The organism is Chryseobacterium sp. RR2-3-20, assembly GCF_017808115.1.
In the GTDB taxonomy this organism is placed as follows: Bacteria; Bacteroidota; Bacteroidia; order Flavobacteriales; family Weeksellaceae; genus Chryseobacterium; species Chryseobacterium oryzae.
Window position 1 is genome coordinate 66719 of sequence record NZ_JADQBD010000008.1, and the last position, 15018, is coordinate 81736.

The window sequence follows — 15018 nt, forward strand, 5'->3', positions numbered from 1 at the left end:
ATTAATTTCACCCTTTATTGTTTATTACCTAAATTTGCAACTTGAGATAATAATGTAAAAATGAATTTACCTGAAAGTTATATTCCGATACTTATCCAAGCTGGTGTTGCAGTGGGCTTTGTAGTCATTTCTCTATTAGGTGCACATTTCTTGGGACCCAAACAAAAGAAAGGAAATTCTGTAAAGAACCAAAGTTGGGAGTGTGGTGTGCCTGTTGAGGGAAATGCCAGAACTCCTTTTTCTATTAAATATTTCTTAACAGCAGTATTATTTGTGCTTTTCGATATCGAGATTGTATTCTTCTATCCTTACGCTGTTAACTTTAGAGAATTTGGTCTTGAAGGTTTTTTTGCAGTGCTTACCTTCGTAGCGATATTCTTTCTAGCGTTTTTCTACGTTTGGAAACGCGGAGCATTAGATTGGGATAAATAAATTCGGATTATTTTAAAGAATGCGAAATCGCAAAACCGATGATTTGTTTTCACTAAGAAGCGGTTAAACAATTTAAGAATTAAAAAAAATGTCAGATCAAAAACCAATTATACGAACAGATGCGCCGGCTCCTGAAGGATTTGAAGGAGAAGGTTTTTTTGCAACGAAACTGAGCAGCGTAATCGGGATGGCGAGAAAATTTTCTCTATGGCCGCTTCCGTTTGCTACCTCATGTTGTGGTATCGAGTTTATGGCGACTTTAAATCCTACTTATGATGCCTCAAGATTTGGGATGGAAAGAAACTCTTTCTCACCAAGACAGGCAGATATGCTGATGGTTTGCGGAACTATTTCTAAAAAACTGGGACCTGTTTTAAAGGAAGTTTACACTCAGATGGCAGAACCGAAATGGGTGGTAGCTGTTGGAGCATGTGCTTCCAGCGGTGGTATTTTTGATACATATTCTGTTTTACAGGGTATTGATAAAATTATTCCGGTAGACGTTTATGTTCCCGGATGCCCGCCAAGACCGGAGCAGATTATTGAAGGTGTTATGCAGGTTCAGGCTTTGGCAGAAAGCGAAAGCATCAGAAGAAGAGATACACCGGAATATCAAGCCCTTTTGGATTCTTATAATATTAGCAATTAAAATTCAGTACACGAATTTTTAATTTTGAATTGAATTATGACCAACGAATATGTATTAGAAGCCATTACGAGAGAATTTCCTGAATCGGTGCTGTCGCATTCAGAACCTTACGGAATGCTTACGATGGAGATAAAAAAAGAAGATATTAAAAAAGTTATTCATTATCTTAGAGATTCTTCTTTAGAATTTAATTTTCTTACAGACATTTGTGGAATCCATTATCCTGAGATTAAGAAAAAAGAAATTGGAGTAGTATATCATCTGCATAATATGATGACGAATGTTAGAATACGTCTGAAAGCATTTATGACAAGAGAAAATATGGAGGTAGATTCTATGACAGAACTCTTTGCAGGAGCCAACTGGATGGAACGAGAAACGTATGATTTCTTCGGAATTAAATTCAAAGGTCACCCGGATTTGAGACCTATCCTGAATATGGAAGATCTTGGCTATCATCCTATGCTGAAAGAATACCGTTTGGAAGATGGTACAAGAACCGATAAGAATGACTCCATGTTCGGAAGATAAAAAATATAATGATTAATGATGATGGATTAATATCGATTATCACCTATCAATTATCAATTATATATTATGAAAGACAACTCTTTATCTAACATACTTAACCAATACGACAGTAAAGAACAGATTGATGGGCAACTTTATACCCTGAATCTGGGACCTACTCACCCTGCAACTCACGGAATCTTTCAGAATGTTCTTACCATGGACGGAGAAAGAATCTTGCATTCTGAGCAAACTGTCGGGTATATCCACAGAGCATTTGAAAAAATTTCCGAAAGAAGAAATTTCTCTCAAATTACTACACTTACAGACCGTATGAACTATTGTTCTGCACCTATCAATAATCTTGGTTGGCATATGACAGTAGAAAAGCTGATCGGCGTTGAAGTTCCTAAACGTGTAGATTATATGCGTGTTATTTTGATGGAATTGGCAAGAATCGGAGACCATTTAATCTGTAACGGTGTTACAGGGATGGATTCTGGTGCGATTACAGGTCTTACCTATATGTTCATCGAAAGAGAGCGTATCTATGATATGTATGAGCAAATATGTGGAGCAAGAATGACAACCAATATGGGAAGAATCGGAGGTTTTGAAAGAGATTTCACTCCGAAGTTTCATGAATTGCTCAAAGATTTCTTAAAAACCTTTCCGCCAAGATTTCAGGAGTTTTGTAATCTTTTGGAAAGAAACAGAATATTTATGGACAGAACCATCGGTACCGGAGCAATTTCGGCAGAAAGAGCTTTAAGCTATGGTTTTACAGGTCCTAATTTACGTGCAGCAGGTGTAGATTATGATGTAAGAGTTGCACAGCCTTATTCTTCTTATCAGGATTTCGATTTTATCATTCCGGTAGGAACTGCGGGCGATACTTATGATCGTTTCATGGTTCGTCAGCAGGAGATTTGGGAATCTATTAAAATCATTAAGCAAGCTTACGAAAATCTTCCTGAAGGACCTTTCCATGCGGATGTTCCGGATTTTTATCTCCCGGAAAAAGCAGACGTTTATCAAAAAATGGAAGCTTTGATTTATCACTTCAAAATTGTAATGGGAGAAACAGATGTGCCAAAAGGAGAAGTTTACCATGCAGTAGAAGGCGGAAACGGAGAACTAGGTTTCTATTTGGTAAGTGACGGTGGAAGAAGCCCATACAGACTGCACTTCAGAAGACCTTGCTTTATCTACTATCAAGCTTATCCGGAGATGATTACAGGTTCTGTAATATCGGATGCTATCGTAACGATGTGTAGTATGAATATTATTGCGGGCGAATTAGACGCATAAAAATGTAAAATGTATCATTGTAAAAGGTATTAACGATTTGCAATGAAACAAAATAAAAAGTCATTAGTACATTGTACTTTGTACAATAATACATTAAGAAAATGAGCGAAACAATTGCTTTTAAACCTGAAAGTTTAGCACAGGTACATAAAATTATTGCGAGATATCCTGAAGGAAGACAAAAATCTGCCCTTATTCCTGTTTTGCATTTGGCACAGAAAGAATTTGGGGGTTGGTTAGATGTTCCTGTAATGGATTATGTTGCAGGATTATTAAGCATTAAACCAATTGAAGTATATGAAGTAGCCACTTTTTATACCATGTTCAATATGAAACCTGTAGGTAAATATGTATTGGAAGTTTGCAGAACAGGACCTTGTATGGTTTCCGGTAGTGAAAAAATCCTTGACCATATCAGAACAAAACTGAACATTAAAGACGGACAAACTACAGAAGATGGGATGTTTACCTTAAAACCTGCAGAATGTCTCGGTGCTTGTGGCTATGCTCCGATGATGCAGTTGGGGAAATTTTTCCACGAAAATTTAACGATAGAAAAAGTAGACGAAATCCTTGATCTTTGCAGAGAAGGACAGGTTGACTTAGGCTAAATAAATTTTAAACTAATAAAAAAGCGAATAGTTATAGCCGAAAGCTATATCCAGTCGCTAAAAGCATATAACAATGAGTAAAAAACTTTTACTTAAAGACGAACATATAGAAGGAATTCGCTATTTTAAAACCTACCGTAAACAAGGAGGGTATAAGTCAGCGGAAAAAGCCCTGAAAATGACTCCCGATGAAATTCTTGAAGAAGTAAAAACTTCAGGACTTCGTGGTCGTGGCGGAGCTGGTTTCCCTACGGGAATGAAATGGAGTTTCCTTGCAAAACCGGAAGGCGTTCCAAGACACTTGGTAGTAAACGCCGACGAATCTGAACCGGGAACTTTCAAAGACAGATATTTGATGGAATTTCTTCCTCATCTTTTGATTGAAGGGATGCTTATTTCATCTTACACTTTAGGATCAAACACTTCATATATCTACATCCGTGGAGAATATTCCTGGATTCCTGATATTTTGGAAGAAGCCATTGATGAAGCTAAAGCAGCAGGATTTTTAGGTAAAAATATTTTAGGAACAGGTTTCGATCTTGAAATTTATGTTCAGAGAGGAGCCGGAGCTTATATTTGTGGTGAAGAAACCGCTTTGCTGGAATCTCTTGAAGGTAAAAGAGGCAATCCTAGATTAAAACCACCATTCCCGGCTGTAAAAGGACTTTGGGAAAGACCAACGGTGGTAAATAATGTAGAATCTATTGCAGCTGTTGTCCCAATTATTGAAATAGGCGGTGCAGAATATGCCAAAATTGGTGTAGGAAGGTCTACGGGTACAAAATTGATTTCTGCATGTGGAAACATCAATAAACCTGGCGTTTATGAGATTGATATGACCATTACCGTTGAAGAATTTATTTATTCAGACGAATATTGTGGAGGTATAAAAGATGGGAAAAAGCTGAAAGCCTGCATCCCGGGAGGAAGTTCTGTTCCGATTGTTCCTGCCAATTTGTTATTGAAAACCGTAAACGGAGAACCGAGATATATGAACTATGAATCTTTGGCAGACGGTGGCTTTGCTACCGGAACCATGATGGGTTCCGGTGGGTTTATCGTTTTGGATGAAGATCAGTCGGTTGTAGAACATACGATGACTTTAGCTAGATTTTATAACCACGAAAGCTGCGGACAATGTACTCCTTGTCGTGAGGGAACAGGTTGGATGTATAAAATTTTAAAGAAGATTTGGAAAGGCGAAGGAAAAATGGAAGACATAGATTTGCTTTGGGATATCCAGAGAAAAATTGAAGGAAACACCATTTGTCCTTTAGGTGATGCGGCAGCTTGGCCTGTTGCAGCCGCCATCAGACACTTCAGAGACGAATTTGAGTGGTATGTGAAAAATCCTGAGCTTAGCCAGACACAAAATTACGGATTAGCACATTATGCAGATCCAATTCCGGCAGTTGAAAAAAATGCTTAAGATGAAAAATTTATTGGTTGTCGGATTAATGATGTCGGGTTTAGTTTTTGGTCAAACCAAAGAAAGAGATACATTACGAGAAAGATCATTGGACGATGTGTATACTGCTCCTTATGCGAAAAAGGAAAAGCCTTTGCCCTTAAGCAAAAAAGGTCAGGTATTCGTTTTCTTTGGGTGGAATAGAGGAGCATTCAGTAATTCTGATATTCATTTTACAGGGAACGGTTATGATTTTCAGCTGAATAATGTACAGGCGACAGATAAACCAACAAAATTTGGAATCGTTTATTTCGATCCGGGTTGGTTTACAGTAACACAATATAATTTCAGACTGGGATATTTTATTAAAGATAATTTAGCTTTGGTTCTTGGGATAGATCATATGAAATATGTAATGAAGCAAAACCAGACGGTTGATTTTTCAGGAACTATTTCTGATCCCAAATATGCAGCAATGGTACAAAACGGGCAGGTAGCTTTATCTGATACACAGTTTCTTACTTTCGAGCATACAGATGGGTTGAATTATGAAAATTTAGGGTTAGAAAAATATCATAACCTTATTCATAAAAAAAATATAGATCTGGTATGGTCTTACGGAGCCGGAATTGGCGTAATGTTCCCGAAAAGTAATATTAAACTCTTCGGAAATGAAAGAAGCGACCGTTTTCACGTAGCAGGAATGGGAACCGATATAAGATCCAGCTTAAATTTGGTATTCTGGAAAAACTGGATGTTGAGAGCAGAAGCAAAAGCCGGATATATTAATATGTGGGATATAAAAACCACATTGAACAACAAACCGGATAAAGCCCGTCAGGATTTTGTTTTCGGGCAGGTTGTGGCAGGAATAGGATATACATTTAATACGAAAAAGTATAATTAAACAGAGCTTAATGGCTAAGGCATAAGCGAAAAGCATAGAATATGAGCGAAGAGGTTAAAAAATTCAAAATAACGATAGACGGACAAACTACCGAAGTTTTGCCTGGAACTTCTATTTTGGAAGCTGCAAGACAAATCGGAGGGAAATCTGTTCCTCCGGCAATGTGTTATTACAGTAAGCTGGAAACCAGTGGCGGAAGATGCAGAACTTGTCTTGTAGAAGTTTCTAAAGGGTCTGAAGCAGATCCTCGTCCTATGCCAAAACTGGTAGCAAGTTGCAGAACCAATGTGATGGACGGGATGGAAGTAAAAAACCTTTCTTCCGAAAAAGCTCAGGAAGGAAGAAAAGCCGTTACCGAATTTCTTTTGGTAAATCACCCGTTAGATTGCCCGATTTGTGACCAGGCCGGAGAATGTCATCTTCAGGATTTGGGGTATGAACACGGTGTAGAAAATACAAGAACTGAATTTGAAAGAAATACGTATGATGCAGACGATTTAGGTCCGCACATCAAACTTAATATGAACCGTTGTATCTTGTGTGCAAGATGCGTTTTAGCAGCAAATCAACTTACCGGAGAAAGAGAACACGGAATTCTTTTCAGAGGAGATCACGCTGAAATTTCTACTTACTTAAATAAAGCTTTGGATAATGATTTCATCGGAAACGTTATAGATGTTTGTCCGGTAGGAGCATTAACAGACAGAACAGCACGTTTTGCGAGCAGAGTTTGGTTTACAAAACCTTTAAATGCTACCTGCAAATGCGATAAATGTTCAGGAAAAGCAGTGGTTTGGATGAAAGGTGAAGAAATCGTGAGAGTTACTGCCAGAAAAGACCAGTGGGGAGAAGTAGAAGAGTGGATTTGCGATACTTGTCGTTTTGAAAGAAAAAATGTTTCCGATTGGAATATAGAAGGACCAAGACATTTAGACAGACATTCTGTAATTTCTTTAAATCATTACGAAAAGAAAACAGATAGCTATAATGTGCTAGAAAATACAGATGCAAAAGAAATTGGTTCTCAAGACGAAAAAGAAATTCAAAAATTGATAACGAAGTACTTTAATGAGAGATATTCTCCATTAAAATTCAAATAAATTAATATGGATTTAATTACATTTAAATTAATACTTGTACTTGCGCTTTTCCTTTTATCGCTAACTATAGCGGCTTACTCTACATGGGCAGAAAGAAAAGTAGCATCTATCATGCAGGACAGAATAGGACCCAACAGAGCAGGACCTTTCGGTTTGCTACAACCTCTTGCAGATGGAGGTAAATTTTTCTTTAAAGAAGATTTTACACCGGCAAATGCAGAAAAATTTCTCTTTGTATTAGGACCTGCATTGGTAATGTTTATCTCATTAATTACAGGTGCGGTTATTCCGTGGGGAAAAACATTAAATTTTGGTGGAATTTCTTACGATTTACAAGTTGCTAATATTGATGTTGGTGTACTTTTCATCATTGGTATGGCTTCAATCGGAGTTTATGGAATTATGATCGGAGGCTGGGCTTCTAACAATAAATATTCATTATTAGGTGCCATCAGAGCTTCTTCACAGATGATTTCTTACGAATTGGCAATGGGACTTGCACTGCTTTCTATCATTATGATGACAGGAAGTTTAGATTTAAAAGTAATTACCGAAAATCAGACTGAAGGTAAACTTTGGGGAATTATTCCTTTTGGTTCCGGGATGAACTGGAATATTTTCTATCAGCCATTGGCATTCTTAATTTTCTTTGTAGCCGCTTTGGCAGAAACCAACCGTCACCCTTTCGATTTACCTGAATGTGAATCTGAATTGGTAACAGGATATTCTACCGAATATTCTTCAATGAAATTAGGTTTATACATGTTCGGGGAATATGTGAATATGTTTATTTCCAATGCTTTCATGGTCGTTCTTTTCTTCGGAGGATACAATTATCCGGGAATTGAATGGGTTACCCAAAACTGGGGAGAAAATACTGCAGGGATTTTGAGTATTGTAGCATTTTTAACCAAAACAGTAATAGGAATCTTAATTTTTATGTGGATCAGATGGACGTTACCAAGATTCAGATACGACCAGTTGATGCACTTAGGATGGAAAACTTTAATTCCTTTGGCATTAGTAAATTTGATGATTACAGGAGCAGTGATTCTTGCTTTCGGTAATTAATTTGAAAATGAAATAATTTGAGAATGTTGAAAATGACATAAACTTTTTTAACATTCTCAAGGAGATATAAATTTGAAAATGAGCTGATGAGGAGCAGCGATGGAATACACTTCCATCACCCCGGCTTCCATCTTCCAACATTTAATAATAAAAGAAAATGAAACTTACAAACAGATCGAAAGTTGTTTCAAATAAAGAGATGACCTTTTCTGAGAAAATCTACCTTCCGGCGATTTTTAAAGGAATGGGAATCACCTTTAAGCATGCTGTAAGAACCGTTGTAAAACGTGCTCCGGCAGTTTATGCCTATCCCGAAGTACAGAAGCCAAGAGCGGATATATGGAGAGGGCAACATGTTTTAAAAAGAGACGAAGAAGGGCGAGAAAGATGTACTGCTTGCGGATTGTGTGCTGTAGCTTGTCCTGCAGAAGCTATTACAATGACTGCCGCTGAAAGAACCAAAGAAGAGAAAAATCTTTACAGAGAAGAAAAATATGCTTCAATATATGAAATCAATATGTTGAGATGTATCTTTTGCGGAATGTGTGAAGAAGCTTGTCCGAAATCTGCAATATATCTTACAGACAGATTGGTGGATGTTGAGACCAACAGAGGATCTTTCATCTATGGTAAAGATAAATTGGTTGAGAAAATAAATGAAAGGATTGATATCACCGAAAGACAATCCGAGAAACAAAAAAATGCGGTAAAATAATGGATCAGTTTTTATTTTTCTTGGTGGCGTTTTTAGCAGTGGCAAGTGCGGTTTACTTCGTTTTTGCAAAAAATCCTTTATATGCTATTCTGTCATTAATTGTTACAATGTTTTCTATTGCAGGAATGTATATTCTTCTGAATGCGCAGTTTCTTGCTATTATTCAGATTATTGTTTATGCAGGTGCCATTATGGTTCTGTTCCTTTATATTCTGATGATGCTTAATCTTAATAAGCAAGACGAAAGTAAGAAGAACAATACTTTAAAATTTATTGGAGTTTTTACAGCAGGTCTTCTATTGGTCGGAATTTTAGGCGTTTTCAGAGGTGTTCAGGAAAAACACGTATTGGTAGAAAATGTAGATCAAGGAGTTGGTCTTACAAAAAATCTTGGAAGACTTTTGTTTAATGAATATGTTTTACCGTTCGAACTTGCTTCCATCCTGATTTTGGCAGGTATTGTAGGTGCGGTACTAATTGGTAAAAAAGATTTATAAAATTATGGGAGAAGTAAATACATTTATGCAAAGCATCCCTTTGGAATATTTCATTACTCTTTCTTCGGTATTATTCTGCCTTGGAGTTTTGGGAGTATTAATCAGAAAAAACGCGATTGTAATTTTGGGCTGCGTAGAGCTTATGCTTAATTCTGTAAACCTTTTACTGGCTGCATTTGCTGCTTATAATGGCAACAGCGACGGTCAGCTTTTAGTTTTCTTTATTATGGTAGTTGCAGCAGCAGAAGTTGCGGTTGGGTTGGCTATCATTGCAATGCTGTATAGAAACACCCGTTCTGTGGATGTAGGAATTTTTAATAAATTAAAAGGATAAGAAAGAATGGAGAATTTAATTTATGCAATAGTACTTTTACCACTAATTGGTTTTCTTATCAACGGACTGTTTGGAAAAAATCTTCCAAAAATTGTTGTCGGAAGTTTAGCAACAGCTGCTGTTTTTGGATCTTTCTGTATTGCAGTAAGCTTATTTTTGAAATTTGATTCAGAAAGCCCTGCTGTAATTGTTAAAGCTTTTGAATGGTTCAGAGTAAATGGGGTTTTAATTAACTTCGGGTTTCAGATTGATCAGTTATCCTTAATGATGGTGATGATTATTACCGGAATCGGATCTTTAATTCACTTGTATTCTATTGGATACATGAGCCATGATAAAGGTTTCTATAAATTTTTCACGTACTTAAATCTTTTTATCTTCTCTATGTTACTTTTGGTAATGGGAAGTAATTATATGATTTTGTTCATCGGTTGGGAAGGTGTAGGTCTTTGTTCTTATTTATTAATCGGATTTTGGTATACCAATCAGGAATATGGTAAAGCTGCAAGAAAAGCTTTCATTATGAATAGAATTGGTGACCTTGGCTTACTTATAGGAATCTTCATGATTGCGGCTCAAACCAATTCTGTAGATTATATTTCGGTTGCACAAAATGCTGCTAAATTTGAGTTGGATGGAAATATCATCATATTCATTACAGCGAGTTTATTTATTGGAGCTATCGGTAAATCTGCACAGGTCCCATTATATACTTGGTTACCGGATGCAATGGCGGGACCAACTCCTGTTTCTGCATTAATCCATGCGGCTACGATGGTTACAGCGGGTATCTATTTGGTAGTGAGATCTAATTTCTTATTTACACTTGCACCAACAGTTCAGGACGGAATTTTATTAATAGGGTTCTTAACTGCAGCATTGGCCGGTTTCTACGCTTTGCGTCAGAACGATATCAAAAAAGTTTTAGCCTATTCTACAGTTTCTCAACTTGGTTTTATGTTCATTGCTTTAGGATTGGGAGCTTATACAACAGCAATGTTTCACGTAATGACTCACGCTTTCTTTAAAGCTTTATTATTCTTGGGAGCAGGTTCTGTAATCCATGCGATGAGCAACGAACAGGATATGAGATTTATGGGAGGTTTAAAGAAATATATTCCATTAACGCACATCACTTTTCTTATAGGAACATTGGCAATTTCAGGATTCCCTTTCTTTTCAGGGATGATTTCTAAAGATGAAATTCTAGTGGCGGCTTTTGCTAAAAATCCTATCTACTGGGTAATGTTGTTTATATTGGCAGCAACTACAGCTGCATATATGTTCAGACTGTATTACTTAACTTTCCACGGAGAGTTTAGAGGAACAGAAGAGCAGAAACATCATTTGCATGAAAGCCCAATGAATATGACTTTGCCTCTTATCATTTTGGCTATACTTTCAGTAATTGGAGGTTTCATCAACTTGCCGCATTTCATTGGGCATGGTCATTATGCTAAACTTATGGAGTGGCTGAAACCGGTACTTACTGAAGAAAGTTTCAAAAAAATGGAAGCAACTCTTTCCGGAGTTGATTTTAATACGGAAATGATTCTTTTGGGAGCAACAGTTTTAATGTTCTTTGCCGTTTGGTTTATTGTTAAAAATATGTATGTCAACAAAAAGAAATTGGCGAAAGCTGAAGAAGATTATACTGGCTGGGAAAAACTTTCTGCGAAGAAATTATATGTGGATGAACTTTACAATGCCTTAATTGTAAAAACTTTTGAAGGACTTGGACGCGGAGGAAAAATGTTCGACAAAGGAGTTTTAGACCGTTTTGTGAATTACGTAGGTGAAGGTGCCGAAGATAGCGGAAAATCTATGAAACGTATTCAGAACGGTAATGTAGAGAACTATGTTCTTATCATGGCCTTAGCTGTGGGAATTATACTGATTGTTAACTTTATACTACAATAATGTCTTATTATTTACTATTAACATTATTACTATTACCTCTCGTTGGTTCGGGATTAGTTTTTGCGTGGAGAAATACATCCAGCAAATATTTGGCGCTGGGAATTGCATTGGTTCAAATGTTCGTTACATTTTATATGCTTTCGGATTTTGATTTCAATCTTACTGTAGACAGTAGTTTGCAATATGAGATTACCTATCCTTGGTCTAAATTCATTAAAAGCAGCATTCATCTAGGAATAGACGGAATGAGCATGCTTCTGCTGTTGCTCACCAACATTCTTTCGCCTTTAATTATTCTGTCATCTTTCAACGAAAATGTAAGCTACAAAAATTCTTTTTACGGACTTATTTTGATGATGCAGTTTGGTCTTGTGGGAGTTTTTACTGCTTTAGATGGTTTGTTATTTTACATTTTCTGGGAAGTAACTTTAATTCCGATTTGGTTTATTGCGGCACTTTGGGGGCAAGAAAACAAAAGATTTGAATTTACCACAAAATTCTTTGTATACACATTTGTAGGATCATTATTTATGTTGGCGGGGATTATCTATGTAGGTATTCATTCGGCTTCATTTGCGGTTACCGATTTGTATAATGCAGATCTTACAGATACACAGCAGATTGTAGTATTTTGGTTTATTTTCTTTGCATTTGCAGTAAAACTTCCGGTTTTTCCATTTCATACTTGGCAACCAGATACTTATACTTATTCTCCGACTCAGGGATCGATGCTATTGTCGGGAATTATGCTGAAAATGGCAATTTATGGAGTAATCCGATATTTGCTTCCTATTACGCCAACAGCAATCTTAGGAATTTCAGGACAAATTGTAATTATCCTTGCAATTATTGGGATTGTTCATGGAGCTTTAATTGCAATTATTCAGAATGATATGAAGAGAATCATTGCATACTCATCATTTTCACACGTTGGATTAATGGTTGCAGGTATTTTTGCTTCTGCGGTGCTTACTTTAAGAGGAACTTTTACAATAGAAGGTGCGGAAGGAGCATTAGTACAAACTTTTGCACACGGTGTAAACGTTGCGGGTTTATTCTTCTGTACAGATATTTTGTATAAGAGATTTAAAACAAGAGACATCAGACAAATGGGTGGATTGGCAAAAGTGGCTCCTAAATTTGCAGTACTTTTCCTTTTAATTATATTAGGATCTATGGGAGTACCTTTAACCAATGGGTTTATTGGAGAATTTATCCTGATTAAATCTATTTTTGATTTTAATGTTTTAGCCTCTGTAATTGCTGGTCTTACCATTATTTTGTGTGCGGTTTATCTTTTAAGATTTTACGGAAAAGCAATGTTTGGAGAAGGAGATGCTTCAGTTTTGAGTACTGCTAAAGATTTATCTCCTGTTGAGTTTTCAGTTTTAGCGAGTATAGCTGTTTTTGTAATTCTTTTGGGAGTTTTTCCTCAACCGATTATTGATATGGTAGGTACTTCGTTAAAATTTGTTTATACATCTTTAATTAATTAAAAGATCGTAAGATTCAAAAATTAAAAGATTAATTAAATAATTTAAAAAATAAGAGAATAATGAAATTGAGATGTATAGATTTCTCTGAATCTCAATTCTCGAATCTCAAATCTATATTATGAGTGTTTTAATTATTGTTTTCCTGACAGCCGTTGCTGCATTATTCACGGGAGTTTTTGAAAAAGGAAAATTCGCAAGATACATTGGGATTTTTGGATTAATAGTCGCTTTGTATGTAAGTTTTTTACCCGAAGCTTCTTTCTTCGAAAAGTACAGATTAATGTATGAATACGGAGCCAATACAGCTTTGTTTACCAAAATTTCAATTGTAGTAACGCTGCTTTTATTCTTTTTAGGAGGTTTTGCATTCAGCAATCACAGAAACCATCAGTCCGAATTATATGCATTAATGCTTTTTGCATTATGCGGGAGTTTCATACTGTTCGGATATCAGAATTTAGTAACATTATTTATTGGTATCGAAATTCTGTCTATTCCTTTATATGTAATGGCAGGAGCGAATAAAACTGATTTGAGATCCAATGAAGCTTCATTAAAATATTTTTTAATGGGTGCTTTTGCAACAGGTTTTTTACTGTTAGGAATTGCATTCATATACGGAAGTACAGGAACGTTTGATTTATATAGAATTCAGGATTTTACCACAGTAAACCCTAAAAACGGAATGCTTATTCTTGGAGCTGTTTTAATGCTTTGTGCTATGGCTTTTAAAGTGGCATTAGCTCCGTTCCACATGTGGAGCCCAGATGTTTATCAGGGATCACCCTCTTTAATCACTGCTTTTATGGCAAGTGTTGTTAAGATTTCAGGATTTTTTGCTTTATTCAGATTAATGACTATCGGATTTTCTGGAGTAACACATGAATGGATTAATATTCTTGGAGTATTTATCATCATAACATTACTGTTGGCAAACGTAATGGGATTGGCTCAAACCAATGCAAAAAGAATGTTGGCATATTCGTCTGTATCACATGCGGGTTATATTGGTCTAGTTTTCTTTGGAATGAATACTTTATCTACTTATACTTTAGCATTTTATTTATTTGCATATTCTTTAGCTACAGTAGGTGTTTTTATGTGTTTAATTTGGGTAGAAAAACTAAAAAGAGAAACATCTTATGGAGCTTTTAAAGGATTGGCGAAATCTGAGCCGCTTTTGGCTGTTGTAGCCACTGTTTCTTTACTCTCCATGGCAGGAATACCATTAACCGCAGGTTTTATGGGTAAATTTTCATTATTTTCTCAAGCTTTATCAAGAGACAACAATGCATTTTTAGTTATAGTAGCGGTATTAGGTTCTGCAATTTCAATTGCTTATTATTTAAGGTTGATTATTGCTATGTTTTTTTATAAAGAATCTAGTTTTAAAACAACAGAAAGAGTTACAGTTACTTATAATATTGTAGCAGTTGTTATTATTGCATCATTGGTTATTTTGGGTATTTTCCCAGACTTATTTGCTAAGCAATTTGGATTATAAATAATTATTATTACTAATAATAAGAATAAAGCACGGCTATTAGCTGTGCTTTTTTCAAGTGATGCTAATTCTATCTTAAAGTTATTAAAATTGGCATTCAATTAATTTTTGATATTATGTACTTTGTAAATTAATACTCGAATGAAATAAATATTTAAAGAATATTTGAAATTTAAGTTTCTGAAATATAGTTTTATAGCGTGTTTATGGGAATTTTCTTGAAGAAATATTTGGTTAATATTATTTTTCATTTTATATTTGCACCACTTAAAAACAAGGACATTCCTCCTTAGCTCAGTTGGTTAGAGCATCTGACTGTTAATCAGAGGGTCGCTGGTTCGAGCCCAGCAGGAGGAGCAAAAAGACTTACAGAAATGTAAGTCTTTTTTATTTTAAGAATGATTATTGCTATTAAAATTTTTTTGAATAGGAAAAGGCTATGGATCAGTAACAAAAGTTGGGGATTAATATTAAAAATTGATATTTTTGCAGAGGATGAAAACAGAAGACCTACTCAAGTTATTATTGCCTGAATACTTAATCGAATACT

15 protein-coding genes and 1 tRNA gene are annotated in these 15018 nt (G+C 35.8%); all 16 read left to right on the top strand.

What is annotated here, in order from left to right; all coding sequences use genetic code 11:
• The first annotated feature begins 60 nt into the window (after positions 1-60).
• The 16 genes from IV513_RS03625 (at position 61) to IV513_RS03700 (ending at position 14825) form a co-directional block, all read left to right on the top strand.
• A complete protein-coding gene (locus IV513_RS03625; protein WP_209389158.1) occupies positions 61-432 on the top strand; it encodes an NADH-quinone oxidoreductase subunit A in 372 nt (123 codons plus the stop codon).
• A gap of 88 nt (positions 433-520) precedes the next feature.
• A complete protein-coding gene (locus IV513_RS03630; protein ID WP_209389159.1) occupies positions 521-1081 on the top strand; it encodes an NADH-quinone oxidoreductase subunit B in 561 nt (186 codons plus the stop codon).
• Positions 1082-1117: 36 nt separating this feature from the next.
• Positions 1118-1612 carry an NADH-quinone oxidoreductase subunit C gene (locus IV513_RS03635; RefSeq protein WP_209389160.1) on the top strand — a complete coding sequence of 165 codons (495 nt, stop codon included), beginning with the start codon at positions 1118-1120 and terminating at the stop codon, positions 1610-1612.
• A gap of 66 nt (positions 1613-1678) precedes the next feature.
• Complete coding sequence (locus IV513_RS03640; protein WP_209389161.1) at positions 1679-2902, top strand: NADH-quinone oxidoreductase subunit D; 1224 nt, start codon at positions 1679-1681, stop codon at positions 2900-2902.
• A 101-nt stretch (positions 2903-3003) separates the two neighbouring features.
• Complete coding sequence (gene nuoE / locus IV513_RS03645; protein ID WP_209389162.1) at positions 3004-3513, top strand: NAD(P)H-dependent oxidoreductase subunit E; 510 nt, start codon at positions 3004-3006, stop codon at positions 3511-3513.
• Positions 3514-3586: 73 nt separating this feature from the next.
• Entirely contained in the window at positions 3587-4945 is a 1359-nt protein-coding gene (gene nuoF / locus IV513_RS03650) for an NADH-quinone oxidoreductase subunit NuoF (protein ID WP_209389163.1), read from the top strand.
• A gap of 1 nt (position 4946) precedes the next feature.
• Positions 4947-5831, top strand: coding sequence for a hypothetical protein (locus IV513_RS03655; protein WP_209389164.1), 885 nt, complete (start codon positions 4947-4949; stop codon positions 5829-5831).
• Between the two features lie 41 nt (positions 5832-5872).
• Positions 5873-6931 (top strand): 2Fe-2S iron-sulfur cluster-binding protein, encoded by a 1059-nt coding sequence (locus IV513_RS03660; protein WP_209389165.1) that lies wholly within the window; start codon positions 5873-5875, stop codon positions 6929-6931.
• A 6-nt stretch (positions 6932-6937) separates the two neighbouring features.
• A complete protein-coding gene (gene nuoH / locus IV513_RS03665; protein WP_209389166.1) occupies positions 6938-8002 on the top strand; it encodes an NADH-quinone oxidoreductase subunit NuoH in 1065 nt (354 codons plus the stop codon).
• 157 nt (positions 8003-8159) lie between these two features.
• Complete coding sequence (locus IV513_RS03670; RefSeq protein ID WP_209389167.1) at positions 8160-8717, top strand: NADH-quinone oxidoreductase subunit I; 558 nt, start codon at positions 8160-8162, stop codon at positions 8715-8717.
• Positions 8717-9214 carry an NADH-quinone oxidoreductase subunit J gene (locus IV513_RS03675; RefSeq protein ID WP_209389168.1) on the top strand — a complete coding sequence of 166 codons (498 nt, stop codon included), beginning with the start codon at positions 8717-8719 and terminating at the stop codon, positions 9212-9214. Before IV513_RS03670 ends, IV513_RS03675 begins: the two co-directional genes overlap by 1 nt.
• A gap of 4 nt (positions 9215-9218) precedes the next feature.
• Positions 9219-9548, top strand: coding sequence for an NADH-quinone oxidoreductase subunit NuoK (gene nuoK, locus IV513_RS03680; RefSeq protein WP_209389169.1), 330 nt, complete (start codon positions 9219-9221; stop codon positions 9546-9548).
• A 6-nt stretch (positions 9549-9554) separates the two neighbouring features.
• Positions 9555-11468, top strand: a complete 1914-nt coding sequence (nuoL, locus tag IV513_RS03685; RefSeq protein WP_209389170.1) for an NADH-quinone oxidoreductase subunit L — start codon at positions 9555-9557, stop codon at positions 11466-11468.
• A complete protein-coding gene (locus IV513_RS03690) occupies positions 11468-12964 on the top strand; it encodes a NuoM family protein (protein ID WP_209389171.1) in 1497 nt (498 codons plus the stop codon). The genes nuoL and IV513_RS03690 overlap by 1 nt, the downstream gene beginning before the upstream one ends.
• A gap of 118 nt (positions 12965-13082) precedes the next feature.
• Positions 13083-14468, top strand: a complete 1386-nt coding sequence (locus IV513_RS03695) for an NADH-quinone oxidoreductase subunit N (RefSeq protein WP_209389172.1) — start codon at positions 13083-13085, stop codon at positions 14466-14468.
• 283 nt (positions 14469-14751) lie between these two features.
• Positions 14752-14825: transfer RNA gene (locus IV513_RS03700), tRNA-Asn, on the top strand.
• Positions 14826-15018: the final 193 nt, after the last annotated feature.